Origin of the sequence: Phyllobacterium trifolii, from assembly GCF_014192095.1 — a bacterium.
Classification (GTDB): Bacteria; Pseudomonadota; Alphaproteobacteria; order Rhizobiales; family Rhizobiaceae; genus Phyllobacterium; species Phyllobacterium trifolii.
In genome coordinates, this window is record NZ_JACHXN010000005.1 from 183434 (window position 1) to 199513 (window position 16080).

Below are 16080 nucleotides of genomic sequence, written 5' to 3' on the forward strand. Positions count from 1 at the left end.
GTGTGGCGATATTGTCAGTTCTACCATTTTTTGATGGTCCTGATGCCCGGTTCGGTCAGAAAAACAGCGGTTTTTCTGGGGTGCGGGTTGAAATTTCGCCAGTATCGCCATTGTATTGATGGTTAACGAGCGCCGAATGGAATCGCATTCTGAGTTCAAATGCGCAGATGGAGAACTGAAGTTATGGGGACTTTGAAAGTCAATTTGCTGGCCGTCGCCGTTGTCGGCATGGCGCTGGCGGGATGCCAGAGTTCGCGGATGGATCCTGTCTCTACCGCGCCTGCACCATTGCAGCCGGCCCCCTCAGGCTCGGTGAGCCAGAGCCAACTGCCGCCGCCGGGCGGCTCCAATCAGTTTCCGACGGCCCCGACAACGGGTAACGCTGCTCCAGCCCCGCAAGGCAATACGCAGGTCGCTGCGCTGCCGCCTGAAAATGCTCCCGATCTTACTGCCAGCAGCGTTGCCGGCGTCTGGAATGCTTCGATGGGCGGGCAGAGCTGCAAGATTGCGACGCCGCAGACCAAGTTCGGCCAAGGCTACCGTGCCGGTCCTCTGCGCTGCCCGGGCGAACTCGCCAACCTCTCTTCCTGGGCTGTGAGCGGCAAGCAGCTCACGCTTTATGATGCGGCTGGCGGTACAGTGGCAAAACTCTATTCTTCCGGCCAATCGAAGTTCGACGGCCAGACTTCGGGCGGGCAAAACGTTAGTCTGTCACGTTAGCTATCTTACGACCTAAAATTGGAGTGCGCCACGGGCGCACCCGGAGACTGCATTTCGCATGTCGCACGATAATTTGAAAGTATTTCCCTCCGTGCGTGAGCGCTACGATGCGCTTGTGCACGCAGGAGATTTGGACGACGATCCATCCCAACAGCGTCTTGCCAATCGATTTGATCGTTTGATCCACGACGTGGCGACGAAGCGGCTTGCAACAAAATCCAGTGCGCTGGGCTGGCTCTTCAGCCGAAAGGCGCCTCGGCACGAAATCGTCAAGGGTCTGTACATCCATGGCGAAGTCGGTCGGGGCAAGACCATGTTGATGGACATGTTCCATCAACTGGTGCCGGTCAAACGCAAACGTCGGGCGCACTTCATCGACTTCATGGCGGATGTGCATGAACGCATCAACGCGCACCGCCAGGCTCTCAAGAAGGGCGAAACGAAACAAGAAGATCCTATACCGCCGGTTGCCGATGCGTTGGCAGAGCAGGCATGGGTTCTGTGTTTCGACGAATTCACGGTGACCGATATTGCCGATGCGATGATCCTGTCGCGCCTGTTTCGGGCGCTCTTCGAGCGTGGCGTGGTGCTCGTCGCTACGTCGAATGTCGCGCCCGATAATCTTTATCGCGATGGTCTCAACCGCCAGCTTTTCCTGCCGTTCGTAGATCTTCTGAAAACTCACGTGGACGTTATCAACCTCGATGCCCGCACAGATTATCGCCTGGAGAAGCTCAACCGCATGCCGGTTTTTCTTTCGCCGCTGAACGATGAAACGAGCCGATTGATGGATGACGCTTGGCACGCCGCGACCGCTGGCGCGACCATCACGCAAGATAGTGTCAAGGTCAAAGGCCGTACGGTCATCATCCCCCAGGCAGCGCGGCACGTCGCGCGCTTTACTTTTGCCGATCTCTGCTCGAAGCCACTCGGGGCGGCAGACTATACCGCGATCATCAAGCGCTATCAGACAATCTTTATTGATGCTGTGCCGGTGCTCGATCTGCCGAGACGCAATGAAGCCAAGCGATTCATCATCCTGATCGATCTCCTCTACGATCACCACGTGCACGTGGTGATCTCGGCCGCCGCGTCGCCGAACCAGCTTTATGTGGCAAAGTCAGGCAACGAGGCCTTTGAATTTGACCGCACGGCGTCGCGGTTGTTCGAGATGCAAAGTGAGGATTATTTGGCCGAAGCGGGCGCACGTTCCGAGTCAGCCCAGCCGCCCCGGTCCGCAGAAGTTTAAGCTATCAATTGCGTGTGATCCAACTCGCCTTTCTTTCATCATTTTGATATGTTCTCCATGCTAAAAATGGCGCGGTTCAACTTTTGTAGGGCGAACTTTGTTGACGTTTACGTAAATCCCATCAATTCTAACCGATTGAATTTATTGGGGTGAAAATTTTGTGTTGAGTTATTTTTGAAAGAGGAATATTCGAACGTCCCAGCGCAAGGACATGTGGTAAAAGGTTTGCCCGTGAGCTGCCCGAATATTGCGATGTGTCCTTTGGCGTCCGTCACGACTTCAGATCAAGGAAGTAACCAGCATGGCACGTAATAAAATCGCCCTCATCGGTTCAGGCATGATCGGTGGAACGCTTGCACATCTGATCGGGCTCAAGGAGCTCGGTGATATCGTGCTTTTCGACATCGCAGAAGGCATACCGCAGGGCAAGGGACTGGACATCGCCCAGTCGTCGCCAGTTGACGATTTTGACGCCAGTCTCGTCGGCGCCAATGATTATTCGGCAATCGAAGGCGCCGATGTAGTGATCGTCACCGCCGGAGTGCCGCGCAAGCCGGGCATGAGCCGCGATGATCTTCTCGGCATCAACCTCAAGGTCATGGAGCAGGTTGGCGCGGGCATCAAGAAGTACGCCCCCGGCGCTTTCGTTATCTGCATCACCAATCCGCTGGACGCCATGGTCTGGGCGTTGCAGAAGTTCTCCGGTCTGCCGAAGAACATGGTTGTCGGCATGGCCGGCATTCTTGACAGCGCCCGCTTCCGTTACTTCCTTGCCGACGAGTTCAAAGTCTCCGTTGAGGATGTCACCGCCTTCGTTCTCGGCGGTCACGGCGATAGCATGGTGCCGCTTGCACGCTATTCCACCGTTGCGGGTATCCCACTTCCGGATCTGGTCAAGATGGGGTGGACCAGCCAGGAAAAACTCGATCAGATCATCCAGCGCACCCGCGATGGCGGCGCCGAAATTGTCGGCTTGCTGAAGACCGGTTCTGCATTCTACGCGCCGGCATCGTCGGCGATTCAGATGGCCGAAGCTTTCCTCAAGGACAAGAAGCGCGTTCTTCCCGTCGCAGCGCATCTTTCTGGCCAGTATGGAGTCAAGGACATGTATGTCGGCGTCCCCGTCATCATCGGCGCTGGTGGTGTCGAGCGTGTCATCGAAATCGATCTCAACAAGACGGAACAGAAACAATTCGAGGCTTCGGTGGCTTCTGTTGCGGGCCTGTGCGAGGCCTGCATCAACATTGCTCCGAACCTGAAATAACTCGGGCCTGAAACAATTCTGAAACGATCCGCACCTATGTGTGCGGATTATTCGTAGAGGAAATATCATATGAATATTCACGAATATCAGGCCAAGCGTCTGTTGCACTCGTTCGGTGCCCCCATCGCCAATGGCGTCGCCGTCTACTCTGTTGAACAGGCGGAAGAGTGGGCGAAAACGCTGCCCGGTCCGCTTTATGTGGTAAAAAGTCAGATCCATGCTGGCGGGCGTGGTAAGGGCAAGTTCAAGGAACTCGGACCGGATGCGAAGGGCGGCGTACGCCTTTCCAGATCGGTCGAGGAGGTTGTTGCCAACGCCAAGGAAATGCTGGGCAACACGCTGGTAACCAAGCAAACCGGTCCTGTCGGCAAACAGGTGAACCGCCTTTACATCGAAGACGGCGCCGACATTGAGCGCGAGCTCTATCTGTCGATCCTGATCGATCGCGCCACCGGACGCCCGGCTTTCGTCGTTTCCACTGAAGGCGGCATGGATATCGAAGGCGTCGCGCACGACACGCCGGAAAAGATCATCACCGTCTCGATCGATCCGGAAAAAGGCGTGACTGCAGAAGATACCGCCAAGATCAATGACGCATACGGCCTCACAGGTGAAGCCAAGGCCGACGGCGAGATGCTTTTCCCGATCCTCTACAAGGCCTTCACAGAGAAGGACATGAGCCTGCTCGAGGTTAATCCGCTGATCGTCATGAAAGAGGGCCGTTTGCGTGTTCTCGATGCCAAGGTGTCGTTCGACGGCAACGCCCTGTTCCGCCATCCTGACGTTGTCGAACTCCGTGACACGACGGAAGAGGATGCCAAGGAAATCGAGGCTTCGAAATATGACCTCGCCTATGTGGCACTCGACGGCAATATCGGCTGCATGGTTAATGGTGCCGGCCTCGCTATGGCAACGATGGACATCATCAAGCTGTATGGTGCTGAGCCAGCGAACTTCCTCGATGTTGGCGGCGGCGCCAGCAAGGAGAAGGTCACGGCTGCGTTCAAGATCATCACGGCCGATCCAGCGGTCAAAGGCATCCTGATCAACATCTTCGGCGGCATCATGAAATGCGATATCATTGCCGAAGGCGTGATCGCTGCGGTCAAGGAAGTGGGTCTCAAGGTTCCGCTCGTCGTTCGCCTCGAAGGCACCAATGCCGAACTCGGCAAGAAAATCATTAATGAGAGCGGCCTGAATGTCGTCTCTGCGGACGATCTCGATGATGCGGCGCAGAAAATCGTCGCAGCTGTGAAGGGGAACTGAGGCATGTCTATTCTAGTCAACAAAGACACCAAGGTTCTCGTTCAGGGCCTCACCGGCAAGACCGGTACATTCCACACCGAACAGGCTTTGGCGTACTACGGTACTCAGATGGTCGGCGGCATCCATCCGAAAAAGGGCGGCGAGACCTGGGAAGGCAATCTGCCGACCGGTTCGAGCGCGCAACTGCCGATTTTCGCTACGGTTGCCGAAGGCAAGGATCGTACAGGCGCCAATGCGTCGGTCATCTACGTTCCGCCTGCAGGCGCAGCAGAAGCAATTCTGGAAGCCATCGAGGCAGAGATTCCTCTGATCATCTGCATCACCGAAGGTATTCCTGTCATGGACATGGTTCGGGTCAAGGCGCGCCTCGACCGTTCCACCTCCCGTCTCATCGGCCCGAACTGCCCTGGCGTCCTGACGCCGGAAGAATGCAAGATCGGCATTATGCCGGGTAACATCTTCAAGAAGGGTTCCGTGGGTGTTGTATCGCGCTCCGGAACACTTACCTATGAAGCAGTGTTTCAGACGACGAACGAGGGCCTCGGCCAGACGACTGCAGTCGGTATCGGCGGCGATCCTGTAAAGGGTACCGAGTTCATCGACGTCCTGGAAATGTTCCTTGCCGACGAAGCGACCAAATCGATCATCATGATCGGTGAAATCGGTGGCTCGGCTGAAGAAGATGCAGCGCAGTTCATTGCCGACGAAGCAAAGCGTGGTCGCAAGAAGCCCATGGCTGGTTTCATTGCCGGGCGTACGGCTCCTCCCGGACGCACGATGGGCCATGCCGGCGCCGTCATCTCCGGCGGCAAGGGCGGCGCGGAAGACAAGATTGCAGCGATGGAAGCCGCGGGTATCCGCGTTTCGCCTTCACCAGCGCAGCTCGGCAAGACATTGGTCGAAGTCCTCAAGGGCTGAGACATTAGTATAACGAGAATGGATCGGGACGGTAGGCGCCCCGGTCAACCACCAGAAAAGGAGACGGAGCAGGGCTCCGGTCACGAACATGGCACGTCAAGAACAGGCCAACGATCTTTTCGCTCTCACCTCATTTCTCTATGGCGGCAATGCCAATTATATCGAGGAATTGCACGCGCGTTACGAGCAGGATCCGGCATCGGTGGATGCCGAATGGCAGGAATTCTTCGCCAACCTCAACGACAGCAAGGCTGACGTTATCGCCAATGCCAAGGGCGCTTCCTGGGAAAAGCCGAATTGGCCGATCACCAGCAATGGCGAGCTCGTTTCAGCGCTCGACGGCAATTGGGGCGAAGTTGAAAAGCACATCACCGACAAGTTGAAGGCCAAGAGTGCCAATGGCGTAGCAGCTACCAATGGCGCTGCCGTTGCCGTTCAGGTGCCAGCGTCAGATTCGGATATCATCCATGCTGCCCGCGATTCCGTGCGCGCGATCATGATGATCCGTGCCTATCGCATGCGCGGTCATCTGCATGCCAAACTTGACCCGCTCGGCCTTGCCGAGGTCAAGGAAGATTATAACGAGCTGTCGCCCGAGAGCTATGGTTTCTCGCCGGCCGACTACGACCGCAAGATCTTCATCGACAATGTGCTGGGTCTCGAATATGCGACGATCCCGCAGATGCTCGACATCCTGCAGCGCACCTATTGTTCGACCATCGGCGTAGAGTTCATGCATATTTCCGATCCGGTGGAAAAGGCCTGGATTCAGGAACGCATCGAAGGTCCGGACAAGGGCGTCGCTTTCACGGCGGAAGGCAAGAAGGCCATCCTGTCGAAGCTGATCGAGGCGGAAGGCTTCGAGCAGTTCATTGATGTCAAATACAAAGGCACCAAGCGTTTCGGCCTCGATGGTGCCGAGTCGCTCATCCCGGCGCTGGAGCAGATCGTCAAGCGCGGCGGTTCCATGGGCCTGAAGGAGATCGTTCTCGGCATGGCGCATCGCGGCCGGCTCAACGTTCTCAGCCAGTTCATGCGCAAGCCGCACCGCGCGATTTTCCATGAGTTCAAGGGCGGTTCCTATACGCCGGATGACGTTGAAGGTTCTGGTGACGTGAAGTACCACCTTGGTGCATCGTCGGATCGCGAGTTCGACGGCAACAAGGTCCACCTCTCGCTGACAGCCAATCCCTCGCACCTTGAGATCGTCAATCCGGTCGTCATGGGCAAGGCGCGCGCCAAGCAGGATCTTATTGTCGGGCGCGACCGCGATGAGATTGTACCCCTGTCCGAGCGTGCCAAGATCATGCCTCTGCTTCTGCATGGCGATGCGGCGTTCGCCGGTCAGGGCGTTGTCGCCGAATGTCTCGGGCTGTCCGGTCTGCGCGGCCACCGCGTTGCCGGTACGGTGCATTTCATCATCAACAACCAGATCGGCTTCACCACCAATCCGCGCTTCTCGCGTTCCTCGCCCTATCCGTCGGATGTGGCGAAAATGATTGAAGCGCCGATTTTCCACGTCAATGGTGACGATCCGGAAGCCGTTGTTTATGTGGCGAAGATTGCCACCGAATATCGCATGACGTTCCATAAGCCAGTCGTCATCGACATGTTCTGCTATCGCCGGTTCGGCCACAATGAAGGTGATGAACCCGCGTTCACGCAGCCGATCATGTACAAGACGATCCGCAGTCAAAAGACGACGGTCCAGGTCTATTCGCAGAAGCTGATCGACGAAGGGCTCATCACCGACGCTGACCTCGAAAAGCTGCGGGCCGCATGGCGCGAAAATCTCGAACAGGAATTCGAAGCGGGCCAGCATTACAAGCCAAACAAGGCTGACTGGCTTGACGGTGCGTGGAGCGGTCTTCGGACTGCCGACAACGCCGATGAGCAGCGGCGCGGCAAGACCGGGCTGCCGGTGAAGACCTTGAAGGAAATCGGCAGGAAGCTCGCCGAAGTTCCCCCTGGGCTCAATGTGCACAGGACAATTCAGCGTTTCCAGGATAACCGCGCCAAGATGATCGAGACAGGCGAGGGCTTCGATTGGGCGACTGCCGAGGCTTTGGCATTCGGCTCGCTGGTCACGGAAGGCCATCCGGTGCGCCTGTCCGGCCAGGATGTCGAGCGCGGCACGTTCAGTCAGCGTCATTCGGTGCTTTATGATCAGGATACCGAAAAGCGCTACATCCCGCTCAATAATCTGCAGAAGGGCCAGGCCATTTACGAAGTCATCAATTCGATGCTTTCGGAAGAGGCTGTGCTCGGCTTCGAATATGGTTATTCGCTGTCCGATCCGCGCGCGCTGACCCTGTGGGAAGCGCAGTTCGGCGATTTCGCCAACGGCGCGCAGGTCATCTTCGACCAGTTTATCTCGTCGGGCGAGCGCAAATGGCTGCGTATGTCGGGTCTCGTCTGCCTTCTGCCGCATGGCTATGAAGGTCAGGGGCCGGAACATTCCTCGGCCCGGCTCGAGCGTTATCTGCAGCTTTGCGCCGAAGACAATATGCAGGTCGCGAACTGTACGACGCCGGCTAATTACTTCCATATCCTGCGCCGTCAGATGAAACGCGATTTCCGCAAGCCGCTTATCCTGATGACGCCCAAATCCCTGCTGCGTCACAAGCGTGCCGTCTCCTCGATTGGTGATTTCACGGGCGATTCATCGTTCCACCGCTTGCTGTGGGATGATGCGCAGCTCCTCAAGGATCAGCCTATCAAGCTGCAGAAGGACTCGAAGATCCGCCGCGTGGTGTTGTGCTCCGGCAAGGTCTATTACGACCTTTACGAGGAGCGCGAAAAGCGCGGCATCGACGATGTCTATCTCCTGCGTGTCGAGCAGCTCTATCCGTTCCCGGCAAAGGCCCTGATCACTGAACTTTCCCGCTTCCGCAACGCGGAAATGGTCTGGTGTCAGGAAGAGCCGAAAAACATGGGCGCCTGGGCCTTCATCGATCCCTATCTGGAATGGGTCCTCGCGCATATCGATGCCAAGCATCAGCGCGTCCGTTACACCGGACGTCCTGCGGCAGCCTCGACGGCAACAGGCCTGATGTCCAAACACCTTGCACAGCTTGAAGCATTCCTCGAAGATGCTTTGGGTTCTTAATTAGACAGATCACGATCAACGGAAGAACGAGAACATGGCCACCGAAATCCGCGTCCCAACGCTGGGCGAATCCGTTTCCGAAGCGACAATTGGCAAATGGTTCAAAAATGTCGGCGATGCGATTGCCGTTGATGAGCCTTTGGTCGAACTCGAAACCGACAAGGTGACGATCGAGGTGCCGGCATCTTCTGCCGGCTCGCTCGCTGAAATCACTGCGAAGGAGGGCGATACGGTCGAGGTCGGTGCCCTGCTCGGTATGATCGGTTCCGGCGATGGTGCTGTAGCTGCTCCCGCCAAGAAGGCGGAGGCAAAGCCGGAAGCTACCGCGCAGGCTGGGGGCAGCGCTGCTGCTGCTACAACCAAGGAAGCAGAAGCAAAGACCGCCGAAGTCGCCGGTGAGCCGGCCATTACAGAACGCAAACCAAGCGAGATGCCGGCTTCCCCTGCTGCATCCAAGATCCTTGCCGAGAAAGGTGTTTCCCTCTCTCAGGTCGAAGGGTCCGGCAAGCGCGGACAGGTGCTAAAGGGTGATGTGCTTGATGCCGTTGCCAAAGGCATCACGGCCCAGCCCGCCGCGGCGGAAGCACCCAAGCCTGTTGCGGCTCGTCCGGCATCGTCCGCCGACGACGCATCGCGTGAAGAGCGGGTGAAGATGACCCGCCTGCGCCAGACGATTGCGCGCCGGTTGAAGGACGCACAGAATACGGCCGCCATGCTCACCACCTATAATGAGGTGGACATGTCAGCGGTCATGGATCTGCGCAATCGCTACAAGGAAATTTTCGAGAAGAAGCATGGCGTCAAGCTCGGCTTCATGGGCTTTTTCACCAAGGCCGTAACGCATGCGCTGAAGGAAGTACCTTCGGTCAACGCGGAAATCGACGGCAACGATATCATCTACAAGAACTTCGCCCACGTTGGCGTTGCTGTCGGCACGGATAGGGGCCTTGTCGTTCCGGTCGTGCGCAATGCCGACCAGATGTCGATCGCCGAGATCGAAAAGGAAATCGGCCGTCTCGGCAAGGCTGCGCGCGACGGCGCGCTGTCGATGGCTGACATGCAGGGCGGTACGTTCACCATTTCCAATGGCGGCGTCTACGGTTCCCTGATGTCCTCGCCCATCCTCAATGCGCCCCAGTCGGGTATTCTCGGCATGCACAAGATCCAGGATCGCCCGGTGGTCGTTGGCGGGCAGATCGTCATTCGCCCGATGATGTATCTGGCGCTGAGTTACGATCATCGCATCGTCGATGGCAAGGAAGCAGTGACCTTCCTTGTTCGCGTCAAGGAGAGCCTGGAGGATCCGGAGCGTCTTGTTCTTGATCTTTAACAAACGTGACGGTGCTGGCTTTTGCTCCCGTAAGGGGAGGTTAGTCGGCGCCGTCGTGTCCACACCCGAGAGTTAGAATATTGATGGATTCGAACGTTCATTCCCGTTCTGCACTTATTCTGGCCGCTCTCTTGGGGACAGCTCTAACTACTGCTCCTGCTTTTGCCGCCTGTACGCAGGATCGTGCGATCTACACCGACAGGGATGATGCTTATACACTGAGGTTCAAGCATGTTCCGGAAGATCAGCCTGTCATGACATCGAATGAATTCTCAATCGAGATGAACGACAGCGATCTGAAACTCGATGGCGTGGTCATGTGGAATGAGGGCATTGCAAGACCCAACGGCATCATCATGTACAAGTGCCCCACTGGCGATGTTACCGGTGACGAACTGCAGGCATGCACCGTTTGGCGTGGCGTCATCTATGCCTTGAAGGAGGGAGCCGACGCCGACCTCCTGCCGCAAGCCAAGGAACCGGCTGCGCAGGCTTTGCTCCTGCCCGATTTCTCCAGCTCCATGAGCAGTTTCAATTTCAAACTTGAAAAACCCATCGAGACTTTTCCCTGGGAAGTCTTCCGCTTTAAAGAATGCGTGCCTGAACAGTAATTTGTTGGGCAACGTCGCAAGAGAAGGAATCAATCATGGTATATGATGTCGTCGTCATCGGAACAGGTCCGGGTGGCTACGTATGCGCGATCAAGGCCGCGCAACTTGGCCTCAAGACCGCGGTGATCGAGAAGCGCGCTACTTTCGGCGGAACCTGCCTCAATATCGGTTGTATCCCGTCAAAGGCACTGCTGCATGCCTCGGAAGTGTTCCATGAGGCGGGTCATTCCCATGCCACTTTGGGTGTCGATGTCGGCACACCAAAGCTCAACCTTCCTGCGATGCTTGCCCATAAGGATGCAACTGTCGAGGCCAACGTCAATGGCGTTGCTTTCCTCTTCAAGAAGAACAAGATCGACACGTTCATGGGCACAGGCAAGATTTTGGCGGCCGGCAAGGTTTCCGTGACTGCCGAAGACGGTACGGTTCAGGAGATCGAAACAAAGAACATTGTCATCGCCACCGGTTCGGATGTCGCCGGCATTCCTGGCGTCAATGTCGAATTCGACGAGAAAGTCATCATATCGTCGACCGGCGCCCTGGAGCTCGAAAAAGTACCGGAGCGCCTCGTCGTGGTTGGTGGCGGCGTGATCGGGCTTGAGCTTGGTTCGGTTTGGGCGCGCCTAGGATCGAAGGTCACGGTCGTGGAATACCTCGACAAGATTCTCGGACCGATGGACGGCGAAGTCTCGCGCCAATTCCAGCGCATGCTGGAAAAGCAGGGCATTGAGTTCAAGATGAGTGCCAAGGTGACCGGCATCGAAAAGTCCGGTGAGGGCGCAAAGATTACGTTCGAGCCGGTCAAGGGCGGCGAAGCTCAAACCATCGACGCCGACGTGGTGCTCGTCTCGACGGGCCGCAAACCATATACGGACGGTGTGGGCCTGAAGGACGCCGGCGTTGCGGTCGATGATCGCGGACGTGTCGCTATCAATGATCATTGGCAGACGAATGTCCCGGGGATCTATGCCATTGGCGATGTCGTCGAGGGGGCGATGCTGGCGCACAAGGCGGAGGATGAGGGCATTGCCGTTGCCGAGATCCTTGCGGGGCAGGTGGGCCACGTCAATTACGACGCAATCCCGAGCGTGGTCTACACGCAGCCTGAAGTGGCATCTGTCGGCAAGACGGAGGAAGAGCTGAAGGCGGCCGGTATCGAATACAAACCTGGCAAATTTCCGTTTACGGCCAACGGCCGTGCCCGTGCCATGCTGCACACCGATGGTTTTGTGAAAATTCTGGCGGACAAGGCGAGCGACCGGGTGCTTGGTGTTCATATTCTGGGTTACGGCGCTGGTGAAATGATCCACGAGGCAACTGTTCTGATGGAATTTGGTGGTTCTTCAGAGGATTTGGCGCGCACGACGCACGCTCATCCGACCATGTCGGAAGCCGTGCGCGAAGCTGCTCTGGCGACTTTCTTCAAGCCGATCCACATGTAATCATACTTTTCAACCGTATCGAAAAGGCCCGGATATCCGGGCCTTTTTTGTATGCTCTCGCTAATTATTGAGCCGGGGCTGGCGCTGCTGGTGCCGGAGCAGGTTCGGCAGGAGCCGGAGCTGTCGGTGCAGGTGCAGTTGCTGCCGGCGGCTCAGGTGTAGCCGGTGCCGGTGCCGGTGTCGTCGTGTCAGTCGCAGCAGGCGGTGTTGGAGCGGTCGGGCTCATACCAACGTCGCTACGGTTGAGGAAGTAATAGCCGCCAATAACCAAGGCGGCGATGATGATACCAGCTATAAGGAAACCGCTCCCTCCGCTCTTGTTCGTCACAACCGTAGAATTGGGACGTGCCGGATCCAGAGGATCAGTAGTCACCGGCCGCTGCAGGTTTGGATCGTATGTCATTTCGTGTCCTCCATGACTTTTCAGTACCATTCCGAGGAGAACAACGACTATCGGTCCAGAAAGTTCCGGAATTGCCAGATCATCGATCAGCGACGTTTTGGATTGATGCCGGATATATGCGTCAATACTTGGTCGAATTATTGCTCGGCAGTGATTGTATAGCCTCTGCTTTTCAGCAGGGAAACAAGACCTTGCTCTCCGGGCAGGTGTAGCGCGCCGACGGCAATGAAGGCATTGCCCTTGTCAATGATCGGCAACGCGCGCTCCGCCATGGTCCGGTTGCGCGCATTGACCATCTTCTCCTCGAATTCCGCATAATTCTGGCCGCTTTCGGTGCCATCGGGAGATACCGAGCGCATCAGAGGGAATATCATGCCGATATCGCCTTGTGTATAAAGCACGGTCATCGTTTCGAAGACATCCGGTAGTTTCGACCCGAGCGTCAGCGTTTCGATTAATCCGTCGATGTGAAACTGTGTTGGCAGCGACGCCATGGCGCCGAGTTGATCCTTGATAGTCTCGAGCCCGGCAATCTGCTTGCCTTGCGCCTTGGCATCTTCCGCCAGCTTGATATCGAGAAAGGCTGCACCTTCCTTTTTGCGAGCGAATTCGCATGCCGGCATGGCGAGCATGCTGGTCAGCATCCAGGGCTGCATGCGATTGACGGCAGCGAGCGAGATACCCCGCTCAGAAAGCGCAGTTTTCACCGTCTCAAGCTTGTTGTGGGGGATGACCTTGTCCAGCGTATTGCCGTCCATGAACATCATCAGTTCCGGCGTTTCGGCCATGACCTTCATTGGAGCATTCGGGTCGAGGACTTCATCTGTTTCAATCACGACGGTATCGGCACCCCGATAGGCGGTCTCCGCCGCGTCGGAAAGCTTGAGAACGCGCGGATCGGTCAGATGCATCGTGCCGTAGAGATAGGATGGCCGTGTTCCAGGCTTTTCGATCTTCCACAGCAGACCCTTGCCGTTTACGGTATCCGCGGCCTCCTTGCGCAAGGCATCAAGCTTTGCCGGATCGGTCCTTGCCATTTCCGCGATCAGATCATGGCCGCCGCACGAGACCTCTTCGGCTCTGGCGCGTGTCACACTGAAAGACACCACGAAGAGCGAAGCCAACAGCAGCCAGCTCAATATCAGGCACAGCCGCAACAGCCTGTCTGCGACATGATCAAGCGAGGTGAGATTATCGGTGTCGTTCATGCCTGGTATCTATCCGTAAGCCTGCGGAGAAAGCGTTAATCTCCGCCGGTAAATTGTCCGTATTCAGGCGCGGGGATGCGCTTTGGCGTAAATCTCCATCAATCGCTCCGTATCGACGCCGGTATAGACCTGCGTCGTCGACAGGCTGGCGTGGCCGAGCAACTCCTGGATCGTGCGCAGATCGCCGCCGCGTCCCAGCAGATGCGTGGCAAATGAATGGCGCAAGGCGTGCGGTGTCGCCGTGTCCGGCAGGCCGAGCGCGCCACGCATCTTCTGCATGTCACGCTGGATAATGGCTGAGTGCAGTTTGCCGCCACGCGCGCCACGAAACAGCGGCTTGCCCTCTTCGAGATCGTAGGGACAGAGCGCGCGATATTCGGCAACGGCCCGGTGCACAATTGGTAGCAATGGCACCATGCGGGTCTTGCCGCCCTTGCCGGTAATCAGGATCGAACGCGCATCCGGATCGGTCAATGCGTCGCCATCGAGGCCGAGCGCCTCGGAAATGCGCAATCCGCAGCCGTAAAGCAGCGTCAGAACCGCGGCGTTGCGCGCGGCGATCCACGGCAATTCGTTCAGCTGTTCGCTCTTCTCGACGACACGCCGTGCATCCACCATCGTCAGCGGCTTGGGCAGCGATTTCGGCTGTCGCGGCGCCCGCATGGCGATCGAAGCAGCAGCGTTGGCCATGCCCTGCTTTTCGAGAAAGCGCAGGAACGAGCGTATGCCCGCAAGCCCGCGACCGAGCGTACGCGCACCGGCACCATCATTGCGCCGCCGTGCAAGAAATGAACGCAAATCGGCGACCCGCAGTGTCGCTACGTCCTTGAGTGCTGGAGGCTCGCCGAGATGCCCGGTAAGAAACTGGAAGAACTGGCGCGTGTCGCGTTCATAGGCCTCCAATGTGTTCGCTGCCAGCCGCCGCGTGTTCTTCAGCGATTTCAGCCAGTTTTCTCGCGCATCGATCAGATCCGGTCGGGCAGAAACAAGAAACGGCTCGGTTTGTGGTTGGACGCCCATGGCATCGCTCCTCGGCTAATACGCCGGGACAATGCCACATGACTTCTTACAGAGTCGTTTCGCCTTGGATTTATTGGCCGTTTGCTCTAATTCGAGGCTGAACGCGTAAAGGTGGAAGAAACTGATGGCGAAGTTGAACGATCCGGTGCAGTTGGCGGTGATCGGTGCGGCGCATGGCACGCGCGGAGAACTCAGGGTGAAAACCTTCACCGGCGATCCGATGGCGCTGGCGGACTACGGTCCGCTTTATGACGTGACCGGCAGGCCGTTCGAGGTCCTTGATATCCGACCGGCGAAGACGGTGGTGGTCGTGCGCTTTCGCGGGGTGAACGATCGGAACATGGCCGAGGCGCTGAACGGCACGACTTTGTTCATAGACCGCTCGCAACTGCCGCAGGATCTGGACGAGGACGAATATTACCACTCGGACCTGATCGGGCTCGACGCGATCGACGCCGAAGGCAACAAGCATGGCAAAGTATCGGCGATGTTCGATTTCGGCGGTGGCGATCTGCTTGAGCTGACCATACCGGGAAAGCGTCCGATGCTGATCCCTTTCACGATGCTCGCGGTGCCGCATGTGGATATCAAGGCCGGTCATATCATTATCGATCCTGCCGCCGCGGGTCTCATTCCCGACGAGAACGAAGATGAGGAACGCCGTCGGCAACTCGGCGGCGAGGATGGCGGGAAAAAGCAGCCATGACCACGGTTGACGGCGGTTTTCGCGCCACTGTGCTGACGCTTTATCCGGAAATGTTTCCGGGACCACTTGGCGTGTCACTTGCCGGCAAAGCCTTGCAGGATGGCGCATGGTCGCTGGAAACGGTGCAGATACGCGATTTCACTACCGACAAACACCGCATGGTCGATGACACGCCAGCCGGCGGCGGCGCTGGCATGGTCATGAAAGCGGATGTTCTCGCCCGCGCGGTCGATCATGTGGCTGACGGGCGTCCGAAACTTTACATGAGCCCGCGCGGCAAACCTTTGACCCAGGCCCGTGTACGGGAACTCGCTGCGGGGCCGGGCGCGATCATGCTCTGCGGACGTTTCGAGGGAGTGGACGAACGGCTGATCGAGGCCCGGAATTTCGAAGAAATTTCGATCGGCGATTACATACTTTCCGGGGGCGAGACTGCCGCAATCGTCGTCCTCGATGCGATCGTCAGGCTCCTGCCAGGTGTGATGGGCAATGTCATGTCCGGCGAAACCGAGAGTTTCGAGACCGGCCTTCTTGAACATCCGCACTATACCAAGCCGCAGGAATGGGAAGGGCGGCGCATTCCAGATGTGCTCCTGTCCGGTAATCACGGTGCTATCGATAAGTGGCGGCGTTCAGAAGCGGAACGGTTGACGAAGGAGCGCCGGCCGGATCTTTGGGAGGCGCATAGAGCGTCACTAAAGAAATAGCCAAGCAAAAAGAATCGCCTGTGTACGTGACAAACCGGGTTTTATGGTGTATCAGCCCGCCAACTCGGGATATACCCGGTCCATTAATCAATGAATGGTGAATTCGCTCCTGCTTCGTCGGAGGCAT

General features: G+C 57.3%; 14 protein-coding genes. 11 read left to right on the forward strand and 3 right to left on the reverse strand.

Annotation, left to right across the window (positions count from 1 at the left end):
* Positions 1 to 183: 183 nt before the first annotated feature.
* From FHS21_RS09780 to lpdA, 9 genes are all read left to right on the forward strand, one after another.
* Positions 184 to 720 carry a protease inhibitor Inh/omp19 family protein gene (locus FHS21_RS09780; protein WP_112525027.1) on the forward strand — a complete coding sequence of 179 codons (537 nt, stop codon included), beginning with the start codon at positions 184 to 186 and terminating at the stop codon, positions 718 to 720.
* Between the two features lie 58 nt (positions 721 to 778).
* Positions 779 to 1969, forward strand: coding sequence for a cell division protein ZapE (gene zapE / locus FHS21_RS09785; protein WP_183661780.1), 1191 nt, complete (start codon positions 779 to 781; stop codon positions 1967 to 1969).
* A 301-nt stretch (positions 1970 to 2270) separates the two neighbouring features.
* Positions 2271 to 3233, forward strand: coding sequence for a malate dehydrogenase (gene mdh / locus FHS21_RS09790; protein ID WP_112525031.1), 963 nt, complete (start codon positions 2271 to 2273; stop codon positions 3231 to 3233).
* Positions 3234 to 3302: 69 nt separating this feature from the next.
* Positions 3303 to 4499, forward strand: a complete 1197-nt coding sequence (gene sucC / locus FHS21_RS09795) for an ADP-forming succinate--CoA ligase subunit beta (RefSeq protein WP_112525033.1) — start codon at positions 3303 to 3305, stop codon at positions 4497 to 4499.
* A gap of 3 nt (positions 4500 to 4502) precedes the next feature.
* On the forward strand, positions 4503 to 5417 hold the full coding sequence (gene sucD, locus FHS21_RS09800) for a succinate--CoA ligase subunit alpha (RefSeq protein WP_114429646.1): 915 nt from the start codon (positions 4503 to 4505) through the stop codon (positions 5415 to 5417).
* Between the two features lie 88 nt (positions 5418 to 5505).
* Positions 5506 to 8526, forward strand: a complete 3021-nt coding sequence (locus tag FHS21_RS09805) for a 2-oxoglutarate dehydrogenase E1 component (RefSeq protein ID WP_112525037.1) — start codon at positions 5506 to 5508, stop codon at positions 8524 to 8526.
* A gap of 34 nt (positions 8527 to 8560) precedes the next feature.
* Complete coding sequence (gene odhB / locus FHS21_RS09810; RefSeq protein ID WP_183661784.1) at positions 8561 to 9856, forward strand: 2-oxoglutarate dehydrogenase complex dihydrolipoyllysine-residue succinyltransferase; 1296 nt, start codon at positions 8561 to 8563, stop codon at positions 9854 to 9856.
* An 83-nt stretch (positions 9857 to 9939) separates the two neighbouring features.
* A complete protein-coding gene (locus FHS21_RS09815; protein WP_112525042.1) occupies positions 9940 to 10467 on the forward strand; it encodes a hypothetical protein in 528 nt (175 codons plus the stop codon).
* Positions 10467 to 11909: a dihydrolipoyl dehydrogenase gene (lpdA, locus tag FHS21_RS09820; RefSeq protein ID WP_312879861.1), complete on the forward strand. Its 1443-nt coding sequence runs from the start codon at positions 10467 to 10469 to the stop codon at positions 11907 to 11909. The genes FHS21_RS09815 and lpdA overlap by 1 nt, the downstream gene beginning before the upstream one ends.
* A gap of 64 nt (positions 11910 to 11973) precedes the next feature.
* Here lpdA and FHS21_RS09825 read toward each other — a convergent pair whose 3' ends face one another.
* The 3 genes from FHS21_RS09825 to FHS21_RS09835 all read right to left on the reverse strand — a co-directional run bounded on the left by FHS21_RS09825 (position 11974) and on the right by FHS21_RS09835 (position 14540).
* Entirely contained in the window at positions 11974 to 12312 is a 339-nt protein-coding gene (locus FHS21_RS09825; RefSeq protein WP_112525046.1) for a hypothetical protein, read from the reverse strand.
* A gap of 137 nt (positions 12313 to 12449) precedes the next feature.
* Complete coding sequence (locus FHS21_RS09830) at positions 12450 to 13520, reverse strand: TraB/GumN family protein (protein ID WP_112525048.1); 1071 nt, start codon at positions 13518 to 13520, stop codon at positions 12450 to 12452.
* A gap of 63 nt (positions 13521 to 13583) precedes the next feature.
* A complete protein-coding gene (locus FHS21_RS09835; protein ID WP_183661786.1) occupies positions 13584 to 14540 on the reverse strand; it encodes a tyrosine recombinase XerC in 957 nt (318 codons plus the stop codon).
* Between the two features lie 124 nt (positions 14541 to 14664).
* Between FHS21_RS09835 and rimM the strand changes: the two genes are divergently transcribed.
* Both rimM and trmD read left to right on the forward strand, forming a co-directional pair.
* Positions 14665 to 15246 (forward strand): ribosome maturation factor RimM, encoded by a 582-nt coding sequence (gene rimM, locus FHS21_RS09840; RefSeq protein WP_112525052.1) that lies wholly within the window; start codon positions 14665 to 14667, stop codon positions 15244 to 15246.
* The gene (gene trmD / locus FHS21_RS09845) at positions 15243 to 15953 is read left to right on the forward strand and encodes a tRNA (guanosine(37)-N1)-methyltransferase TrmD (RefSeq protein WP_112525054.1); all 711 of its coding nucleotides are present in this window, start codon (positions 15243 to 15245) and stop codon (positions 15951 to 15953) included. The genes rimM and trmD overlap by 4 nt, the downstream gene beginning before the upstream one ends.
* Positions 15954 to 16080 lie beyond the last annotated feature (127 nt).